Source organism: Haliea salexigens DSM 19537 (genome assembly GCF_000423125.1).
GTDB lineage: Bacteria > Pseudomonadota > Gammaproteobacteria > Pseudomonadales > Halieaceae > Haliea > Haliea salexigens.
The window spans coordinates 300,544-317,617 of record NZ_AUHJ01000001.1; the positions used below are offsets into that span (position 1 = coordinate 300,544).

At 56.0% G+C, this 17,074-nt stretch carries 26 protein-coding genes and 1 pseudogene; 3 read left to right on the forward strand and 24 right to left on the reverse strand.

Annotated elements, in window-relative coordinates; all coding sequences use genetic code 11:
* Positions 1 to 68: 68 nt before the first annotated feature.
* The 18 genes and pseudogenes from G533_RS0101405 to G533_RS24400 all read right to left on the reverse strand — a co-directional run bounded on the left by G533_RS0101405 (position 69) and on the right by G533_RS24400 (position 9,653).
* Positions 69 to 533, reverse strand: a complete 465-nt coding sequence (locus tag G533_RS0101405) for a GNAT family N-acetyltransferase (protein WP_051229864.1) — start codon at positions 531 to 533, stop codon at positions 69 to 71.
* Positions 534 to 620: 87 nt separating this feature from the next.
* Entirely contained in the window at positions 621 to 896 is a 276-nt protein-coding gene (locus G533_RS0101410) for a putative quinol monooxygenase (protein WP_027948415.1), read from the reverse strand.
* 161 nt (positions 897 to 1,057) lie between these two features.
* Entirely contained in the window at positions 1,058 to 1,429 is a 372-nt protein-coding gene (locus G533_RS0101420) for a hypothetical protein (protein WP_027948416.1), read from the reverse strand.
* 66 nt (positions 1,430 to 1,495) lie between these two features.
* Positions 1,496 to 2,050 carry an MOSC domain-containing protein gene (locus G533_RS0101425; RefSeq protein WP_027948417.1) on the reverse strand — a complete coding sequence of 185 codons (555 nt, stop codon included), beginning with the start codon at positions 2,048 to 2,050 and terminating at the stop codon, positions 1,496 to 1,498.
* Between the two features lie 118 nt (positions 2,051 to 2,168).
* Positions 2,169 to 2,549 carry a VOC family protein gene (locus tag G533_RS0101430; RefSeq protein ID WP_027948418.1) on the reverse strand — a complete coding sequence of 127 codons (381 nt, stop codon included), beginning with the start codon at positions 2,547 to 2,549 and terminating at the stop codon, positions 2,169 to 2,171.
* Positions 2,550 to 2,658: 109 nt separating this feature from the next.
* Positions 2,659 to 3,411: a hypothetical protein gene (locus tag G533_RS0101435; protein WP_027948419.1), complete on the reverse strand. Its 753-nt coding sequence runs from the start codon at positions 3,409 to 3,411 to the stop codon at positions 2,659 to 2,661.
* 139 nt (positions 3,412 to 3,550) lie between these two features.
* Positions 3,551 to 4,387, reverse strand: coding sequence for a GIY-YIG nuclease family protein (locus G533_RS0101440; protein ID WP_027948420.1), 837 nt, complete (start codon positions 4,385 to 4,387; stop codon positions 3,551 to 3,553).
* A gap of 67 nt (positions 4,388 to 4,454) precedes the next feature.
* Entirely contained in the window at positions 4,455 to 4,715 is a 261-nt protein-coding gene (locus tag G533_RS23780) for a helix-turn-helix transcriptional regulator (protein WP_027948421.1), read from the reverse strand.
* A complete protein-coding gene (locus tag G533_RS25295) occupies positions 4,715 to 4,999 on the reverse strand; it encodes a type II toxin-antitoxin system RelE/ParE family toxin (RefSeq protein WP_027948422.1) in 285 nt (94 codons plus the stop codon). Before G533_RS25295 ends, G533_RS23780 begins: the two co-directional genes overlap by 1 nt.
* A 122-nt stretch (positions 5,000 to 5,121) precedes the next feature.
* A complete protein-coding gene (locus tag G533_RS0101455) occupies positions 5,122 to 5,400 on the reverse strand; it encodes a chorismate mutase (RefSeq protein ID WP_144079749.1) in 279 nt (92 codons plus the stop codon).
* A 46-nt stretch (positions 5,401 to 5,446) separates the two neighbouring features.
* Positions 5,447 to 6,295 carry an IS3 family transposase gene (locus tag G533_RS0101460; protein WP_240472336.1) on the reverse strand — a complete coding sequence of 283 codons (849 nt, stop codon included), beginning with the start codon at positions 6,293 to 6,295 and terminating at the stop codon, positions 5,447 to 5,449.
* A 5-nt stretch (positions 6,296 to 6,300) separates the two neighbouring features.
* Complete coding sequence (locus G533_RS0101465) at positions 6,301 to 6,606, reverse strand: transposase (protein WP_027948425.1); 306 nt, start codon at positions 6,604 to 6,606, stop codon at positions 6,301 to 6,303.
* 97 nt (positions 6,607 to 6,703) lie between these two features.
* Complete coding sequence (locus G533_RS24390) at positions 6,704 to 7,744, reverse strand: IS3 family transposase (RefSeq protein ID WP_240472346.1); 1,041 nt, start codon at positions 7,742 to 7,744, stop codon at positions 6,704 to 6,706.
* Positions 7,627 to 7,875 (reverse strand): annotated as a pseudogene (locus tag G533_RS25060) (transposase); the annotation flags it as partial. The pseudogene G533_RS25060 and the gene G533_RS24390, both read right to left, overlap by 118 nt.
* A gap of 156 nt (positions 7,876 to 8,031) precedes the next feature.
* Positions 8,032 to 8,247, reverse strand: a complete 216-nt coding sequence (locus G533_RS25200; RefSeq protein ID WP_084638734.1) for a GDCCVxC domain-containing (seleno)protein — start codon at positions 8,245 to 8,247, stop codon at positions 8,032 to 8,034.
* On the reverse strand, positions 8,229 to 8,612 hold the full coding sequence (locus tag G533_RS24395; RefSeq protein ID WP_103685823.1) for a MerC family mercury resistance protein: 384 nt from the start codon (positions 8,610 to 8,612) through the stop codon (positions 8,229 to 8,231). Before G533_RS24395 ends, G533_RS25200 begins: the two co-directional genes overlap by 19 nt.
* Before the next feature lie 59 nt (positions 8,613 to 8,671).
* On the reverse strand, positions 8,672 to 9,067 hold the full coding sequence (locus G533_RS0101480; RefSeq protein ID WP_035525842.1) for a MerR family transcriptional regulator: 396 nt from the start codon (positions 9,065 to 9,067) through the stop codon (positions 8,672 to 8,674).
* Positions 9,068 to 9,101: 34 nt separating this feature from the next.
* Positions 9,102 to 9,653, reverse strand: a complete 552-nt coding sequence (locus G533_RS24400) for a hypothetical protein (protein WP_144079752.1) — start codon at positions 9,651 to 9,653, stop codon at positions 9,102 to 9,104.
* A gap of 394 nt (positions 9,654 to 10,047) precedes the next feature.
* Between G533_RS24400 and G533_RS0101490 the strand changes: the two genes are divergently transcribed.
* Positions 10,048 to 10,635, forward strand: coding sequence for a HupE/UreJ family protein (locus G533_RS0101490; protein WP_027948430.1), 588 nt, complete (start codon positions 10,048 to 10,050; stop codon positions 10,633 to 10,635).
* Positions 10,632 to 11,231 (forward strand): HupE/UreJ family protein, encoded by a 600-nt coding sequence (locus G533_RS23250; RefSeq protein ID WP_027948431.1) that lies wholly within the window; start codon positions 10,632 to 10,634, stop codon positions 11,229 to 11,231. The genes G533_RS0101490 and G533_RS23250 overlap by 4 nt, the downstream gene beginning before the upstream one ends.
* Before the next feature lie 4 nt (positions 11,232 to 11,235).
* Here G533_RS23250 and G533_RS0101500 read toward each other — a convergent pair whose 3' ends face one another.
* Positions 11,236 to 12,948: an FAD-dependent oxidoreductase gene (locus tag G533_RS0101500; RefSeq protein ID WP_027948432.1), complete on the reverse strand. Its 1,713-nt coding sequence runs from the start codon at positions 12,946 to 12,948 to the stop codon at positions 11,236 to 11,238.
* A 202-nt stretch (positions 12,949 to 13,150) separates the two neighbouring features.
* On the opposite strand from G533_RS0101500, the gene G533_RS0101505 reads away from it, so the two are divergent.
* Positions 13,151 to 13,630, forward strand: coding sequence for a c-type cytochrome (locus G533_RS0101505; RefSeq protein WP_027948433.1), 480 nt, complete (start codon positions 13,151 to 13,153; stop codon positions 13,628 to 13,630).
* Positions 13,631 to 13,680: 50 nt separating this feature from the next.
* Here the strand turns inward: G533_RS0101505 and G533_RS20090 are convergent, their stop codons facing one another.
* The 5 genes from G533_RS20090 to G533_RS0101530 form a co-directional block, all read right to left on the reverse strand.
* Positions 13,681 to 14,361 carry a cytochrome b/b6 domain-containing protein gene (locus tag G533_RS20090; RefSeq protein ID WP_051229865.1) on the reverse strand — a complete coding sequence of 227 codons (681 nt, stop codon included), beginning with the start codon at positions 14,359 to 14,361 and terminating at the stop codon, positions 13,681 to 13,683.
* On the reverse strand, positions 14,358 to 15,134 hold the full coding sequence (locus G533_RS0101515) for an NUDIX hydrolase (protein ID WP_240472337.1): 777 nt from the start codon (positions 15,132 to 15,134) through the stop codon (positions 14,358 to 14,360). The genes G533_RS20090 and G533_RS0101515 overlap by 4 nt, the downstream gene beginning before the upstream one ends.
* A gap of 5 nt (positions 15,135 to 15,139) precedes the next feature.
* Positions 15,140 to 15,541 carry a protein tyrosine phosphatase family protein gene (locus G533_RS0101520; RefSeq protein WP_027948435.1) on the reverse strand — a complete coding sequence of 134 codons (402 nt, stop codon included), beginning with the start codon at positions 15,539 to 15,541 and terminating at the stop codon, positions 15,140 to 15,142.
* A 15-nt stretch (positions 15,542 to 15,556) separates the two neighbouring features.
* Positions 15,557 to 16,234, reverse strand: coding sequence for a DUF3313 family protein (locus G533_RS0101525; protein ID WP_158413384.1), 678 nt, complete (start codon positions 16,232 to 16,234; stop codon positions 15,557 to 15,559).
* Positions 16,235 to 16,309: 75 nt separating this feature from the next.
* On the reverse strand, positions 16,310 to 17,065 hold the full coding sequence (locus tag G533_RS0101530) for a sulfite exporter TauE/SafE family protein (RefSeq protein ID WP_027948437.1): 756 nt from the start codon (positions 17,063 to 17,065) through the stop codon (positions 16,310 to 16,312).
* Positions 17,066 to 17,074: the final 9 nt, after the last annotated feature.

Sequence of the window (17,074 nt, forward strand, 5' to 3'; positions counted from 1 at the left end):
GTCCGGATTGCGCTTCGACCTCGCGTCGCAAGGCCGCGGCTGGAACCGGTGGTCAGGCTACATCCCGTTTAGACGAGAACCCTGGCCATGAACACATTGAACTCTGTGGCGGTGTATTCTCCGAACGAGTCCGCCCACTCGAAGCCATTGCGCAAATAGAGCCCATGGGCGGGTTCGAAGGCCGGGCCAGTGCCCGTTTCAAGAAAAATACGTGAATAGCCTCGCTGGCGAGCCGTGCGAACGATCTCGTCAAGGATGGCTTGCCCGACACCGCTACGCTGAAGCACCGAGCGTGTACGCATCGATTTGACTTCGCCGGTGAGCGGGTCCAGTTCTTTCAATGCTCCGCACCCGGCTAGAGTTCCACTTACCCACGCCGTCCAGAAGGTGACGCCCGGCGATTGAAGGTCTTTGATGGCGAGTGCATTCACGTGGCCCGGCGGGGAATTGCTGCGCATGCCGGAAAGATGCTCGGTGATCAGCTCGTGAACCTCCGCAGACGAGAGGTCATCCTGACGGACGTCGATGCGCACGATGTAGTCTCCTGTGCCGCCTAAAGCAGCAAAAACCGACGCAGCTTGACTGCGTCCGACCCTGAGAACGCGAAATTGATTGAATTTTTAGGTATTGATCTCATATTCATGTACATCAAACGCCTCTACCAGCGAAAATGAATCATTATCGGGCCCTGAGCTTTTGAACTCATCCAACGGGCGACGTGCATTCCACTTCTCGAAAACATTCACCCTGTTAGCATCAATAGGATCTGCCGACACAGAAAAATCTTCGCAAGCATCGAGCTCTCTTGCCTGCGAGATAGCTTCACGGGCTTTCTGGATAAACTCATCCCGCGTGCCAGGCTTTAACGTTAATTTTCCCGCAACAATTATTGCCACGCAATTACTCTCCTAAATACATAACGTTAAGGAAGCAAGGCGCTCAACACCCTGGACGCCAGAGACGGCCAAGAGATGGATGATGCCTGCAAGCACCAGCAAACCAGTGGCAACTTTCTCCATGCTTGACGTTCCTCCCGGTTTTTCCTGTTTCTACACGCTCACATTTCTCGTCCTGTAGTGCAGAACACGCTGGCCTCGGTCACGACAAGCTGGGCCAGAATTAGCCGTTTGTCCGATTTATCTAAAGGCACCCAATTTTCCTCTGGCAACGACAACGATTCAGGCTTGAGGGTTTCCGGGTCGCCAGCGATGTCCGCGCGACGTTCAGCCTCCGTCTTGATGCAAGTTTCAATCTTCTCACTGATGTTTGTCGCTTCTTTCATCCCCCCCAGAAAGTAGTGCAGCTCGGCGCTGGTAAGCTTGCCGTCTGAGTCAAAAGGCGGGTCAGTGAACAGTTGATCACATGCACCGGTGAATAGTGCGCTAAACGTGAGCAAGAAAGCACGCCCAAATCTCAGGCCATTTTTCATTCAGTTGGGTTCCATGTAATAGTGGTGCATTTGAGACTACGTGCGTTTTTGCGGCAGCAGAATTGCTTATTCTGCTGCCAACTTGCCAATCACGTCGCCCACACCGACGCTCCCGGCCTTTATCACTTTGGCATTGACTCCCCGTAAATTCAGCTGTTTCCCCCGTTCAGAGTTCACAAACAACGCGGCGTCCCTGCCGAAACGCTCAATGAACTTTTTGCAACCGAGATGTGGCTCGGCGGTTATCTCGATAACGGCGTCCCCAATTTTCAACTTTGTGCCCGGTGGTAGATTCTCTTTACTGAGATCCAGATCTACATAGAACTGGTCACCGGCCAGCTTCCACCGCGACCTGGACCGAGCAATGAGCGAGATGACTCTGGCATTCATCAGATTGATCTGCACGTCAGGGTGGGCTGACCCATCGGCTGTTTTCTTGTAGCCCCTCGCCGACCAGTTGTCGCCCATCAAGCCCAGCTCTAGGCTCAGCTCGCCTTCAGACACTTCCTCTCTTCCACCGACCTCGGGTCTTCTTACGATCAGTTCTACCGTCCCTTCCAGCCGTGGTGACTGCAGGATGGAAGGCAAACCCTCTACAAGCTCTTGGGTACTCAAAAACACACGTAAATCTGCCTATGTTCGTTACACAGCACGGACGCGCAATGGCAACCGAGGTGTCAGCGGTCTGCCAGGTAGCGACTGGCACCAGAGTTCGGCACTTGGGAAAAACACTGTTTGGCTAGTCATTAATCTCGGCCCGCCAGGGTGGATTGACCCGGTTTTCACCCGCCCAGTACAACTTGATTTTGTTGCCTGAGGGATCTTTGAGCACCGCTTCTCGCCAGAGATACTTTTGATCAGCAGGATCTTGATCAAAACGTATACCTTTTTCCTTTAGTGCTACAACCCACTCGTCTAGATTGCGATGTTCAAAGTAAATTACAGCGCCGTTCGTATAATCACTGGGGTCTAGTGTCAGCGAAAAGGTCGCGCCGCCATCTGGACATTCGAAGCGAGCATAGTGAGGTGTATAGACGATTTGCGTGAACCCCAGTTTCCTATAGAACAGCGTCGCTTCGTCCATATCCCGCACGGGTACGGTGACTTGGTTTAAGTTCACGGGCTCTCCTGACTATGTGCCTAACGCTCGCATTTGCGGCTGGTTTGTAGCGCAGTGGAAAACCCGTGATCCTCACCCAATAAATAGGACAAGAATACTCCAGCGCAACTCAGCGCCACTCCCGTTGTTCTGCTTCAGCGATCAACCTGAGCAATACTGCTTTCACATCGGCCCATTTCATTAATCCTTCATCCAAAAGTATTAAAGGATACTCCGCGACTTCACCCTCAAATATGGCCGAGCCTCTCTTCACGAACTCTGAATCTGCCATGATGGTTGTGACACCGTTTCTTTCCATCCCGACGGTTTCCGCCACAACATAGATTGCATCAATTTCGTCCGAGTGGTCTGAAAGAGACTCGGAGCTTCTAATCCACCATTCAAGCTCATCATAGCCTCTATCATAGACGTACAAATACGTTTCGAATTTGCTTGACGTGAGTACTGGGGATCGCGGAAAAGGAAAGCTCTCCATACACATAGCGCGTTCATTCCTTTCCTCTTCCAGCGCATCAATCATAAGCCAGTTCGTAGACATAACTACAGGCGCACCGAGGCTCACGGAAGATAGGTAAACCAAATAGTCGGACCCGAGCTCCAAGGGTGACTCCGAAACGAACACTTTCTGAGCTTCATTTCCTTTAAGTGCCTCTACAACATCAGCCACAGGCTTGTAGCCACAATCTATGCGTTCTCCATGCTCTTCTAAGAGGAGTCGTTCGCCGCGGACAATTTCAATTCTTCCAACAAACTCCGATATTGGAACAAGCTCTTCTGCGGTCATTGCTCTGATCGTTGTTGCGTAGGCGCTATGCCCGAACACGCACAAAAAAAGAGCTATAATGCCTATCGATCTACTCATAGGAATACCTGCGTGTGCAAATGTAATGCACAAGCTTTTTGAATTTTGTTGCTCTTGAGCTTGCGAACTACCACAAGTAGCACACAAACGCCCCTATTAATGGGCGTGGGTTTAGCCAAGACCTTTATTGCCCTGCTTGTTATGTTTCGTCTTCTTCGATTTCTTTCAAATTCCTTCCAGCGGCATTCTTCCAGCTAGTTAAACCATTGGTATTACCGCCCCTCACTACACTGCCGGCAGTGCTTGGTGAGCCAAATTCAATATCTTTAGAAAACACTAAATGATCATGTTTGGGCTCAAGAGCTGCCTTTTCAATCAGTTCCTCTCGTTTCTTCTTCATCCTTCTCGAAGACGGCCTATGCTCTAGCACGGCCTGAGAGCCAGCAAAAACGACAAATCCATTGGATGTGCGTTTTCCTGTAGCTGTTAAACCTTTTATACTACAGTAAAGCAACTCATCATCGCTTTTCGTTTTCTCAGAAGGAGACTCGAAGTACTTTACGCCGAGAACGGGAAGCAGTTGCAAACACTTTTCCAAGAATACATCCATTTCAGCAGCATCGGATTCCGGCAATTTGGAACCACTGCTTGCTGAGTTCATTAATGCAATCGAGCCATTCGCTAGAGCTTTCTGAATTAGTGCTCCCTCCACATATCGTATGTGTGCTTTGGTCAGATTTTCATCTTTAGAAACAAACACTGTTACTGAGTTCCAGAAATCCTTGCTTGCATGCCCCTTTAGCCGGGACGCCACGTTTTCGGCCTCCCCAATGTACAGAGCATCATCTCCACTTTCTGGATCTACACCTGTCAGAAAGTAGAACCCGGAGCTTGCTAGCTCCTCTCGCTTTAATAAGTCAGAAATTTCGGTGCGAGGCGCAGCGATAGCTTTACCCGACCAGTTCGAAAGCTCCGCAGTCCTTAGTCCGTTCGGGCGTCCATGAACTAAAAATATTTTAATCGTCGCCGCTTGCATTAAGGCTCCTTAAAAAATAACGCCTCAAGAAGAGGCGCGCTGTAGCGCGTCCCTCTTGCTTGATTTGTTATGCTGCGGACTCAGCACTAGCATCCCAGCCTGGAAATACAAGCACAGCCGGATGGCACTTCAGAGCTCTGGCGAGCACCTTGGCACGCTCCACACCAAGATTTACTCGCTCTCTTTCAATAGCGGATATTGTGGACTGTGGAATGCCGGCTACTTCTGCAAGTTGATTTTGGCTGAGTTCTTGTAACTCACGCATAATGCGAACAGATTCCCCGGGAGATACCTGAATTCGGGGCTTGGCTTTACGAAACTCACTCATTATGACTTCCTCCTGTAGTCGTGCGGTGTGACCTCGACTACATATACGTTCAATCGATCTCCTTCGACCTGATAAATCACGCGGTACTGTTGATTAAGACGAGAGGACCGGTAACCATTCCATTCGCCCCGAAGCGCTTCATCTCGAAAGCCCCGTACGAGCTTTAGCCCAGCAGGGCCGGATATCTCGACGATATCTTTCCACTTTTCGTAGCGCTTCTGGAGATCCACCGGGGTCTTGGCCAGTTGTTTGTCCAATTGGCGATGTTCAAATATCGACCACATACCACAAACAGTATATATATCATATTTGGTATGTCAACGCTCGCGCGGCATAACGCTCGGCGCAGCGGCGAGCCACGTAGTGGCGAGTCTGGCGGCCGCGGGCCGCGCATTGCCGCTGCTTGTTAAATGGCCTTGGCGATTTGTTCATGGTTTACGACAACCTTTGAGATAACCTGATCAAGAACGCAAGAAGCCAGCTCCGGATCGAGACCATACTGCCGCGACAACTCTTGAATTCGGGCATGCTGCAACGCCTCACGATCCCCGTCTTTGGCAGGAAGTCCATGGCTGGCTTTGAGATACCCAACCCGATTCGTGACCTTGAAGCGCTCAGCTAACATAGCCACAATCGCGTTATCGATGTTATCGATACTTTTCCTCAAATCTTCAAGTGATTCCACGACCATCTCTTGGGCCATTGGTCCTACCCACAAAAAGTAGACACTGCTACGCGCATTTTCGCTCAAACTCTGCCGGACTGATATTGCCGATAGCAGAGTGCCGTCGTTTCCGATTATAAAATATCTCAATGTACTCGAAGAGACCGGATCGGACTTCTTCCATCGACGCGTATTGTTCAGCGTAGATCAGCTCTACCTTAAGTCGGCTGTAGAAAGACTCCATCACCGCATTGTCCCAGCAGTTCCCCTGCCGGCTCATGCTGGGCAGGCAGCCACTTGATCTGAGCAGATCGAGATATTTCACCGAGCGAAACTGGACTCCTCGGTCAGAGTGGATGATCAGCCCAGGCTTAACCTCTCGACGCGAGAGGGCCATGGTGAGCGTATCCAAAACCAGTTTCTCCGTCATGGTTGTATCCAGCTTCCAGCAAACGATGGTTCGGGAATAGAGGTCCATTACTGTGGCCAAATAAGCCCAGCTCCCTTTAACCCAGATATAGGTGATATCCGTTACCCATTTTTCATTAGGCGCTTCTGCGTGAAAGCGGCGCCGCAGGCGGTTCTCTTCCACATTGATCATCGTTGGGCTGGCCGGACGGTAGTGGAAGCCTTTACCGTTTCGTGCCCGAATACCGCGATAGCGCATGATATTAGCCACAAAGTTCTTCGAACACGGCAGTCCTGCATCCTTCAGTTCATGCGTCAGCCTGGGTGCCCCGTATCGAGCCTTGTACTCGGCAAACAGCTCAACCACCTTACCTTCGATCTGTTCGCGTCGCAGCTGTCGAGCACAGGGTTTACGCTTGTGCCACTTATAGAACCCTGAGCGCGATACCATCAGAGCCCGGCACATCAGCGTAACAGGGTACTGCCCCAGATGCTCTGCGATGACCACGTACTTCACTCCTGGAGCTTCGCGAAGTACGCCGCAGCCTTTTTTAAGAATTCATTCTCCTTTCGAGCATCGCTCAGCTCGCGCTTGAGCCGTCGCATTTCCTCCGACTCTTTCTTGGAATAATCGACGCCGTTTACTGAGTTAAACTGCTTCTCGGAGAGCCTGGTGAACTGACGCCGCCAATTGTAGATCTGGCCCGGATGTAATCCCAGCTCTTTGGCGACGGACGCCGCTGTGCTCCCTCTCTGTTCTGACCGGCGTATCGCCTCCCTGCGAAACTCCTCGGTATATGCCTGCCGCTTCTTGGTCATGACACACCTCCTTCTAGGGGTCACCTAACTATAGAAGGTGTCTACTGATTGTGGGCAACTCGGCCATGGTGTTCCCCACAAAAAGTAGACACCCTAATTAGGCAGCCAAGGCTGCGTTCCTTTCAAACTCGGCCGGGCTGATATTGCCGTTGGCAGAGTGCCTGCGAAGGCGGTTATAAAACACCTCAATATATTCGAAGATACTGGATCTGGCCGATTGAATCGAGTCATATTGTTCCGCGTAGATCAGCTCAACCTTAAGCCTGCTAAAAAAGGATTCCATTGGAGCATTGTCCCAGCAGTTTCCCTTGCGACTCATGCTCGGTCGTGCGTTGTTACGCTGCATATAGTCAATGTACTTCTGCGACCGGTATTGCACGCCGCGATCTGAATGGACAATCAAGCCAGGCTCAATTTCACGGCGACTGAAGGCCATGGAAAGTGCATCAGTCACCAATTTCTCAGTCATACTCGTGTCCAGTGACCAGCCCACAATGCTGCGCGAGTACAAATCCATCACCGTCGCTAGATACAACCACTGATCCTTCACCCAAATGTAGGTGATGTCAGTGGTCCATTTCTTGTTGGGACGCGTTGCGCCGAAGTCACGCCAGAGCAGATTGTCTGCCACGTTGTGCATGGTGAGCGCGTGGGAACCATAGTTGAACGCTTTGCCGTTGCGTGCCTTCAAACCCTGCCTTTGAAGGATGTCAGCGACGTAGTTTGTAGAGCAGGGTATCCCCAGTGCTTTCAGTTCGTCCGCAATGCGCGGCGCACCATAGCGGGCTTTGAAGGTAGCGTAGGCATCCAGAACCTGTCCTTCCATAAACTCACGTCGCTGGGCCTGTTCGCTAAGAGGTCGGTCTAACCAGCGATAGTATCCGGAACGCGATACAGATAGAACGCGGCACATCAAGCTGATGGTAAATTCGTCCCGATATTCTCTGATCAATGCGTACTTCACTCTTGCTGGTTCGCGAAGTACGCAGCTGCCTTTTTTACAAAGGCTAACTCCTTCTCCAGCTCGGCGTTCCTGCGCTTGAGTTTCCGTAGCTCGGCGCTTTCCTGCTTGGAGTAATCCACCCCCGTTACCGTATTGAACTGCTTGTCGGACAAGCGAGTGAACTGCCGCCGCCAGTTGTAGATCTGTTGGGCACTGACCCCCAAATCCCTCGCCACTGATGCAGTGGTTTGCCCTTCCTTCGCAGCGCGATCTACAGCCTCGCGGCGAAATTCCTCGGTGTATGCCTGATGTTTCTTGCGTGCCATGGTAAGCACCTCCTTCTATGTAATCTAACTATAGAAGGTGTCTACGGATTGTGGGTAACTCGGTTACCTAACGCCTTGCATGAGGGGCGCAGTTGTAGCGGAGCCCGAAGGGCGTAGCGAAAAGTGCGTCCCACTCCATGCAATTGTTAGATGCCATTACTCGCAACACTTGCCTTCCTGTATTGGAGGGCATTTAATCGTACCAAAGCTACAAAAAACACAACAATCTCCCGCATTTGGTTTTAGGACCCTTTTGCAGGACTCGCAGTCATAGAAATATTGGCATGCGTCAGTTGGCATGGTTTCTGTTTTTTGATGACCACAGTGGGGGCATGTGATTTCCGATTGAAGCACTATGCCTGTGCTACGCATTGATTACACCTCCTAGCTTCCAAAGTGTTCCAAATGGCAGCAACCATCAGCCCAACCAGCGCAGAGTACAGTAGCCATCCCAGTAGCGAAATGTTGTAAACAACCACCAATGCACCAAAGCACACTACGGTTAAGGCTAATGGCCCGTACTTGCCATGTTTCCGAAATGACAGAAACGCGCCGAAAACTGCCAGCAGGCCGAATATTTGCACGATGTACGCAATGTGCTCGGAGTAAGGCAGTAAAGCAGATAAACCGACTGTGCTGGCAACGGAAGCAAGAAACGGAAGGCAGCAAGGAGCCGCAGCGGCTACCGCTGACACACTACTTCCGACACCACCAAAACTTAGAAGGGATTCTTTCATGGCATGAGACCTTGACTATTAAGACACGGTCAGTGTAAATCCCGTACCTAAGTACGGCGTCAATTCTTTTCTTCGATCAGGCTCTCTATGATGGGGCATCCCTCATAAGGCTTGCGATCTTTGCAACTGGCAACGGCTTGCTCCAAGACAGCTTCGATTTTGGCAAGATCATTCAATTTTTCACGCACCAGCAACAACTTCCGGTTAGCTACGCTCTCGACCTCCGCGCAATCGTATGCTGAAAGCTCAAGCAGGGAGGAAATTTCCGACAGCGTGAACCCAAGCGCTTGAGCGCGCTTGATGAAATACAGACGATCACGGTGAGACGTCGAGTAGTGCCGGTTCTCGCCGTATGGGCGCTCCGGAATATCCAGAAGCCCCCGCCGCTGATAGTAACGAACCGTCTCGACCGAAACTCCTGCACTTTTAGCAAGTTCACCTATTCTCATGATCATGGATGGCGTCTAACGCTGCAAACAGGGGCGCGCGTTAGCGTGTCCCGGCCGCAGGCCCTTGCTGCTTTGCCTTGTTAAATGCAACATCGGCTGATTTTGCCAATTCATTACAAAAGCGTGCTGACTGAGGCCAGCACTGAACATGCCAAAGCTTACCTTCGTATTCATAGCTATGGGCATACTGAACCCCGTACTCTTTTCCGATATCGTTAATAGCGTTTTCATCTTCTATATTACGCTCAACCAGTTCAACAATGGCGAAATTTTCGGAGGGTACAAAGTACGAATTATCAGCGTCTTCTCTGAGATATACGAGATAAGTGGAGCCCAGAATATTGGCAGTATTCATCGAAGGAAACATATTCTTAAAATGAACATACTTTTTCCCATTTCCTTTTAAGATAGCCTTTACGTCTCCACTCAACTCATAGCCTTTATTTGCAAAGTATTTACCGCTCGCAACAGTCACAATCCCTATAAAATCAGAAGAATCCCACAACTGCTCATCAGTCAACCTATTAAGATCAGGTGTTTTTGCATCACAATATAATGAACCTAAAAGAATCAAAAATAGCAGTCTAGTCATACCATTTAACAGCTTATTAGAAAGACCGGACCGTATAACACCCGGCTTGCTAATCCCATAGTTGAATCACCCTTCTGCACGAAAAACCCCCATATTTCATTCACATAGAACCCCACTCCCCCCGGCACCAGCAGTTAGCAAGCCAAAACTAACCCCCTCACCATCAACCCCGACGCCAAAAATCCCTCACGGTTTCAGTGCCTTACGCGCCCTCAAACCCCATCCCATCCAGAGGCCGATGAAAAGACAAGCTAATGCTTATAGCACGCACGCCTAAACATCCAAAACACGCTGTGCGCCAAGTCGCGCCTCACATCACACAATGGACCGGCAGAGCATTCATCTTCCACCCTATTCAAGCTATCCTGCCCCTCAAAATTAATGAGGAAACATCATGCAGGTAAGCAAGCTACTCTGGGTCGCCGCTCTCGGCGTGTTACTCGCCACCAACGCGCACGCGCACTCGGCGGCGGACATTGGTGGAGGCTTTGTCAGTGGCTTGCTGCACCCGGTGCTGGGCTGGGACCACGTGGCGGCGATGGTAGCGGTGGGCTTGTGGGGGGCATTCCTCGGCTCACCGGCGCTCTGGCTACTGCCGGTCGTGTTTCCCCTGGTGATGGCGGTGGGCGGAGCGCTGGGCCTCGCCGGGGTGAACCTCCCCGGGGTGGAAATCGGCATTGCGGCGTCCGCCCTGGTGCTTGGCGCCATGATCCTGCTGGCCGCGCGCCCGCCGCTGTGGATTGCCGGGCTACTGGTCGCCTGCTTTGCCATTTTCCATGGCCACGCACACGGCACGGAACTGCCGGAAGCAGCCAGCCCGCTGGCCTATAGCCTGGGTTTTGTGATCGCTACCGGGTTGCTGCACTTGTCGGGCATCAGTTTTGGTCTGTTGGTGCGCTGGCCGGTGGGCCGCATGGCGGTGCGGGCGGCCGGCGCGCTTATCGCAATTGCCGGGGCCGTGTTCCTCGGTCAGGCCATTTGAGCGCCGCTAACTGGCGCTGCCTGTTCACGGGGGGCGCACTGCTGTGTGCGGCGGTGCCCGCCTGGTCGCACGCGCCCATGCAGGGCATCGGGGAGTTCTACGGCGGCATTCTGCACCCCCTCGTAGTGCCGGCTCATGTGCTTGCGCTGGTGATGTTGGGCCTGCTGGCGGGTCAACGGGGCATGGCTGCCGTGCGCAGAACATACCTCGGCTTTCTGCCGGCACTGATAGCGGGCCTGGCGCTCTCCGGCACGCGCTTTGGCGGCGGCCAGGAGGCGCTGTTGCTGCTGCTTTCGGCGGTGACGGGTTTGCTGGTGGTGCTGCAGTGGCGTTGGCCCATCGCCCTGTTTCCCGCTGCGGGTGCTGCGGTGGCGCTGTTGCTGGGGCTGGACTCCGCACCGGAAGGGTTGGCGCTGGGGCCCTATGTAGCCACCCTCACCGGCACGGCACTCGGCGCCTTCGCCTGCCTTTTGCTGGTGGCGGACCTCAGCGAGCGCGCCGCGCACGGCTGGCAACGCACAGGGCTGCGGGTGCTGGGTTCCTGGGGTGCGGCCAGCGCAACGCTGGTGTATGCGATGCGCTGGCTGGTGCCCTGAGGCCTTAGGCCTCGTTGTAACCGGTAATGGCCTTGGCGGCCTGGTAGGCAAAGGTCATGGCCGGGCCGAGGGTTGAACCAGGCCCCGGGTAGCAGGGCAAGGTGGGCGCGCTGCAGTTGCCAATGGCATACAGGCCGGGAATGATCGAGCCGTCTTCACGCAACACCTGGGCATCCGCGTTACACACCATGCCGCCCTGGGTGCCGAAATCGCCGGGGTCGACTTTCATGGCGTAGTACGGCGGCTTGTCGATAGCTGCCAGGCAAGGGTTGGGCGTGACGCGCGGGTCACCGTAGTAGCGGTCGTAGGCAGAATCACCGCGCTGGCAATCCGGATCGACGCCGGTCACCGCGTACTCGTTCATCTTGGCCACGGTAGCGGACAGGCCATCGGGATCCACATTGATCTTGCGGGCAAGCTCGGGGATGGTATCCGCCTTGGCAAAGAACCCCTCGGTCTCGTAGCGCTTGGGCAATGCCCAGTCGGGCCGGAAGGTGCTGTTGTACAGCGGGCCGACAAAATAGCTGGCGCGGAAGTTGGCATCGAATATCTGCCAGCTGGGGTTACAGGGGTTCTCCTCGCTGTGTTTGGCGAAGGTTTCCTGCTGGAACGCCATGTAATTCTGCGATTCGTTGCTGAACCGCTCGCCTGCCGGGTTGACCACTATCGAACCGGGGTAGGATTTCTCCATGATGCTCAGGCGCGGGATGGTTTCACCGGGCACCGAGATGGTATTGCACCACCAGGCCTCATCCAGCCTGTGCATTTTGGCACCCAGGCGCTGGCCTTCCAGAATGGCATCGCCCGTGTTGTCCAGCGTGCCGGCACTCCAGCTGTGGTCCGTGGGTTGGGGCAGGTATTGTTCGCGCATGGCCTGGTTGTGCTCAAAACCACCCGCGGCGAGTATGACCGCCTTGCGCGCCTGAATGCGCAGGGTTTCACCGTTGCGGGTGACTTCGATGCCGGTTACCACGCCATCTTCATCGATCACACGGCGCATGGGTGTATTCAGCCAGAGGGGAATGTCGCGGTCCTGCATGGAAGCGCGCAGGCGCGCCACGCCGGCACAGCCGGTGGCCAGGCGCCGGTGGTATTTGTCCTTCAGGCGCCAGGGAATATCCGCCACATAGGCCGCAACCAGTTTTACTGCGGTTTTCCACCAGCCGGGCTGCTGGCCAATCAGCAGCGCCGCCTCCACCTGGGTAAAGCCGATCAGGCCACCGAGGTGCATCATCGGGTGGGTGCGCCGCAGGCGACGCCATTCCTCACCCAGTTCGCTGGCCGGAAAGGTTTCCGGCTCCATGGAGCGGTGCCCCACCATGGCACCTTCGAGGTTGGTGTAATAGTCGGGGTAGTGTTCCAGCGTGACGTAGCGCACCCGCGTGCGCTCGTGCAGGAAGTCCACCATTTTGGGGCCATTCTCGAGGAAGGCGTCCAGCTGGTAGTCCGGCACCTCCTCTTCCGTGATCAGCTGGCGCAGGTAGGTGCGTGCTTTCTCTACGGAGTCCTCGGCGCCGGCTTCGCGCGCATAGCGGTTGCCGGGAATCCACACCCCGCCCCCGGAAATGGAGCTGGTGCCGCCATAGAGGTCGGACTTCTCCACCACCAGCACGTCGCGCGTGCCCATTTCGTAGCTGCACAGGGCCGCGGTGAGACCACCGTTACCAGATCCCACCACAACCACATCAAAACTGTAATCCCACTGCTGCGCGCTCATGCCATACCTCATACCAAAGCAACGCACATGGTAGCCCACTGGGAGCCGTTTCCGCAGCAACCGGGGGCGTAACACAGGGCAAGTTCAAGAAATTGTCCGTCGCGGGCACCAACGGCGACCGAATTGGCACCAGCACGTGCTTGCCAGACAGGGGCAAGGCCCTATAGCATGGAATGAACCCCTGCAAACAAGAGAGCGCACCATGAGCAAATCCGTTCTGAAGCCTGTCGCTGCACTGGCATCGGTTGCCGTCCTGGCCTTGTCCCCCCTCGCGTTTTCGCACCTCGACGAAAACGAATTTCACCAGTCCTATCGACAGTCCTACTTTGCGCTGCTGGGCGCAAACTTCGGCCCCATTGGTGCCATGGTGAAAGGCGAAATGCCCTGGAATCAGGAACAACTACAGGGGTTCACGGACGATATGAACGCCGTTGCCTCACTGAACCTGCTGCGCGGCTTCCCCGAGGGATCCGAGAAGGGCACTACCCGCGCCCAACCGGAGATCTGGGAAAACCCGGATGATTTCGCGCAGAAGCACGACGATATGACGAGCGCTGTGAAGGAACTGGCGAGCGTTGTGGAAGGGGGTGACCGCGCCGCCATTGCGCAACAGGTGGGCGCTGTTGGGCAAACCTGCAAGGCCTGCCACGACGAGTACAAGTCGAAAGATTATCTCTACTGAGCGCGCTGTGTGCCGGAGCCGCATCGGCGGCTTCGGTTAGCGTGATGCCGCTACCACATCCGTGGCGGCGGCGGTGCCTGTTGCAACACCCACCAGAAAAGCCCACTGACACCCGCAACCAGCAACACAGCCCGCCACAAGGCCACGGCAGGCTCCTGCCCTTCCCGACCTTCAGCGCGCCCCCGCCACATGGCTTGCAGTAACTTTTCTCCCAACCGCCACTGGTGCCAGGCAACGGCCAGCAGGTGCAGCGCGACCATGGCCATCAACCCGTTGAACGCCCACTCGTGCACCACGCCGAGAAAATCACGGATGTCGCTGTCGACCGCGTAATACAGCGGGCCGTTGAACAGAATCCGGTCGCTGTTGAACAAACCACTCACCGCCTGGGCGAGAAGCAGCGTGAGCAACACCAGCACCGACCAGCCGCCCAGCGGGTTGTGCCCCGCGCCCGCCGGTTCGCGGCCACGCAGATAGCCCAGTACCGTGCGCGGGCCACGCAGGAAGTCACTGAAGCGGGAGTGACGGCTGCCTATCAGCCCCCAGCCCAGGCGAAAAAGCACCAGCACCAACACGGTATAGCCAACCCACTCGTGGCGTTCCATCTGGCCTTCTTCGGCGGTCCACCAGGCCAGTGGCAGCAAGACCACCAGTGACCAATGGAAGACGCGTGTGGGCCAGTCCCAGAGCGGAAAGTGGGAGTGATCTGTGCTGTTGGATGCTCGTTTCATGGTGAATCAGGTCCGATCAGGCAGGGAAACTCGGCGTCAACGCCTTCATATACGTAGCGCCAGCGCTTGTCTTCCAATACCGCCCGGTGCCGAGCGCCAGCACAGTTGCCGTCACCGCTCTCATAACCGGCGTCGCCCCGGAACATGACGAACACCTCGCCATCGCCGTGGCAGAAGCGCGGAAACACCGCCTGCGGAGGACGCGAGCGTTCCACCCGCAGCAGCTCTGCCACGCTGGCATAGCGCGCGATATCACACAGGGTGATGTAGGTGGGCGGCAGCACCCCGAGTTCACCCGCATCGTGCTCACGCACGGCCTGCGCCACCGGCACCCACCGTGCCGCATGAATCTCGCTGCCGTCTATCGTTACCTGGGCGTGTGCCGCCACCGGGGCCGCGTAGATCCAGGTGGAAAACCGCTTGGGTTCCACCACGGGCGTGGTCCAATGGCTGATCAGCACCATATCGTCTGGCGCTGGCTGCAGGCCCGATTCCTCCTGCGCTTCGCGAGCCGCGGCAATACGGGTAGCGCGCTCTTCGTCACCACCGGCCTGCTCCCAGTCGCTCGCTTCCAGGGCGCCACCCGGGAACACCCAGTAGCCACCCGCAAACAGCAATGCCTTGTTGCGCTTGAGCAGCAAGGTTTCCAACCCTTCCGGCCCGTCCCGCAGCAACACCACGGTGCTCGCCGGTCGCGCAGGTGCTTCCTTGGGGTCGACACTCCTGCCCTCTGGCGCATCGGGTGGCACCAGTTGCTCTTCTTTCGACGGCACAGCCTTTACCGCTGGCCGATAAACGACAGGTCGTAACCCAAGCTGCGAGCCCGTTGCAGGGCAACCGGCATATCCTCCGCTGATCGGGTCGCAAGCCACAGGTTGATGGAGCGCGTACCACTGCGACAAAACGCCAGCACAGGCCCCTCGGCATTCTCGAACGTCGCTGCCAGGCCAGGCAAATCGGGGCCGGGGAAGTTCATGCCGTTTACCGGGTAGTACACGTACTCCAGGCCGTTCTCTGCCGCCACTGCGGCAAATTCTGCAGACGTTGGCTGACCGGGCGCCTCGCCGTCAGGCCGATTGTTGATGAGCACCTTGAAGCCGGCAGCTGCAATTGCCGGCACATCGGCGAGGCCCACCTGCTCGGAAACGGCAACGCGGGATGTGACTTCAACAATCTTCATGGCCTGTTCCTCCTGTTAAGCGGCGTCTGGCCCGGCGCGCACACGGTCAAAGCTGTCGCGCAGCAGATCGGCCCAGCGTTTCAGGATGCGATTGAATTCTGCGCGATTGGTCACGCTGCTGGTCCACTGCAGCATGCCCTGGTCGATGCCGCGCCGGCGGTCGACAACCCGCGCCTGCACCTCACCGGTCACACCGTCAACCAGCTCCAGTACCAGCGTCATTTCGCCAGCGGAGGTGGTATAGCTGCGGACGCGGGCCGAGGATTGTACGTCCGGTGCATTGATATCCAGGTTCACAATAGCCGGCTGCAGGATCAGGGTGTCCTCGCCCTCCTGGGGCGCATCCACCAGTGAGTAGGCGGGTGGCTTGAGCAACGCAGCGCGAAATTGTTCATCACACGCCGCGGCCATATCGCTGCGAATGCGGTCTGCATCCTCCTGGCGCAGGCGGGTGGTTACGCTGCGGCTGTCACGGTTCTGGTCGCGCAGCCAGTTCTTGCGAAACGCCACCTCACAATCGGCTACCTGCAGATGCTGGTAGTGCGCAAGGTCTGCACCGGGGCGCACATAGACATCAGCAAAACGGTGCCCGTCCGCTTGGACCAGCCCGTCGTCGGTGACTTCAGGGGTGGTTGCGCAGCCGGCCAATACCACCGCTGCCAGCATGATTACACTTATTGTTAGTCGCGACATGAGTCTCTCCATTCGGGAAGCTGGGCCCGCTTCAACTATAGGCAATCTGCGCGCGCTATACCACCGTTGCGGCGCTCAAATCAGCAGCCCCGACAGCCCGTCCCACAGCAGTTTCACGCCCAGCACGACGAGGAAAAAACTGATCACCCGATAGTAGAATCCAGCGGGCGAGCGTTTTACCAGCGCATGCCCCACCCACACACCCAGCGGTGCCAGCGGCACCAGAATCAGTGAGTACAGCAGGTTCGCGGCAGTGAACTGGCCCAACCAGTAATACGGCACCAGCTTGACGAGGTTGACCACCGCGAAGAACAGGCCCGCCGTGCCGGCAAACAACAACGGTGGCAGACCTTTGGGCAACAGGTACATGGTCAGTGGCGGACCACCCGCATGGATGCTGAAACTGGTAAAGCCAGCCAGTGTGCCAAATACGGCGGCGGGCCCGGCGCGATGCTGACCGCTGGCGCGCCCCGCAAAGCCGAGTAATTGCTGCAGGCCGAACAGCATCGATATCAGGCCCACCAGCACCCGCATGTAGTTGTCGTCCATGGCGCCTGCCGTGAGAAAGCCCAGTGCGATGCCGACCAGAGCCCCCGGCAGCAGCAGCTGCAGCGCGCGACGATCGTACTGGCCCCAGTAGGTGCGCACCACGAAGGCATCCATTACCACCAGAATCGGCAGCAGAATCCCCGCCGCCTGGGTGGGCGACATCACCAGCGCCATCAGCGGTACGGCGAGTATGGCCACCGCGCCGCCAAAGCCGCCCTTGGCGATGCCGTAGAGCAGCACCGCGGGCACACTGACGAGGTAGAACGCGGGGTCGGAAAGCACTGCGCCGGG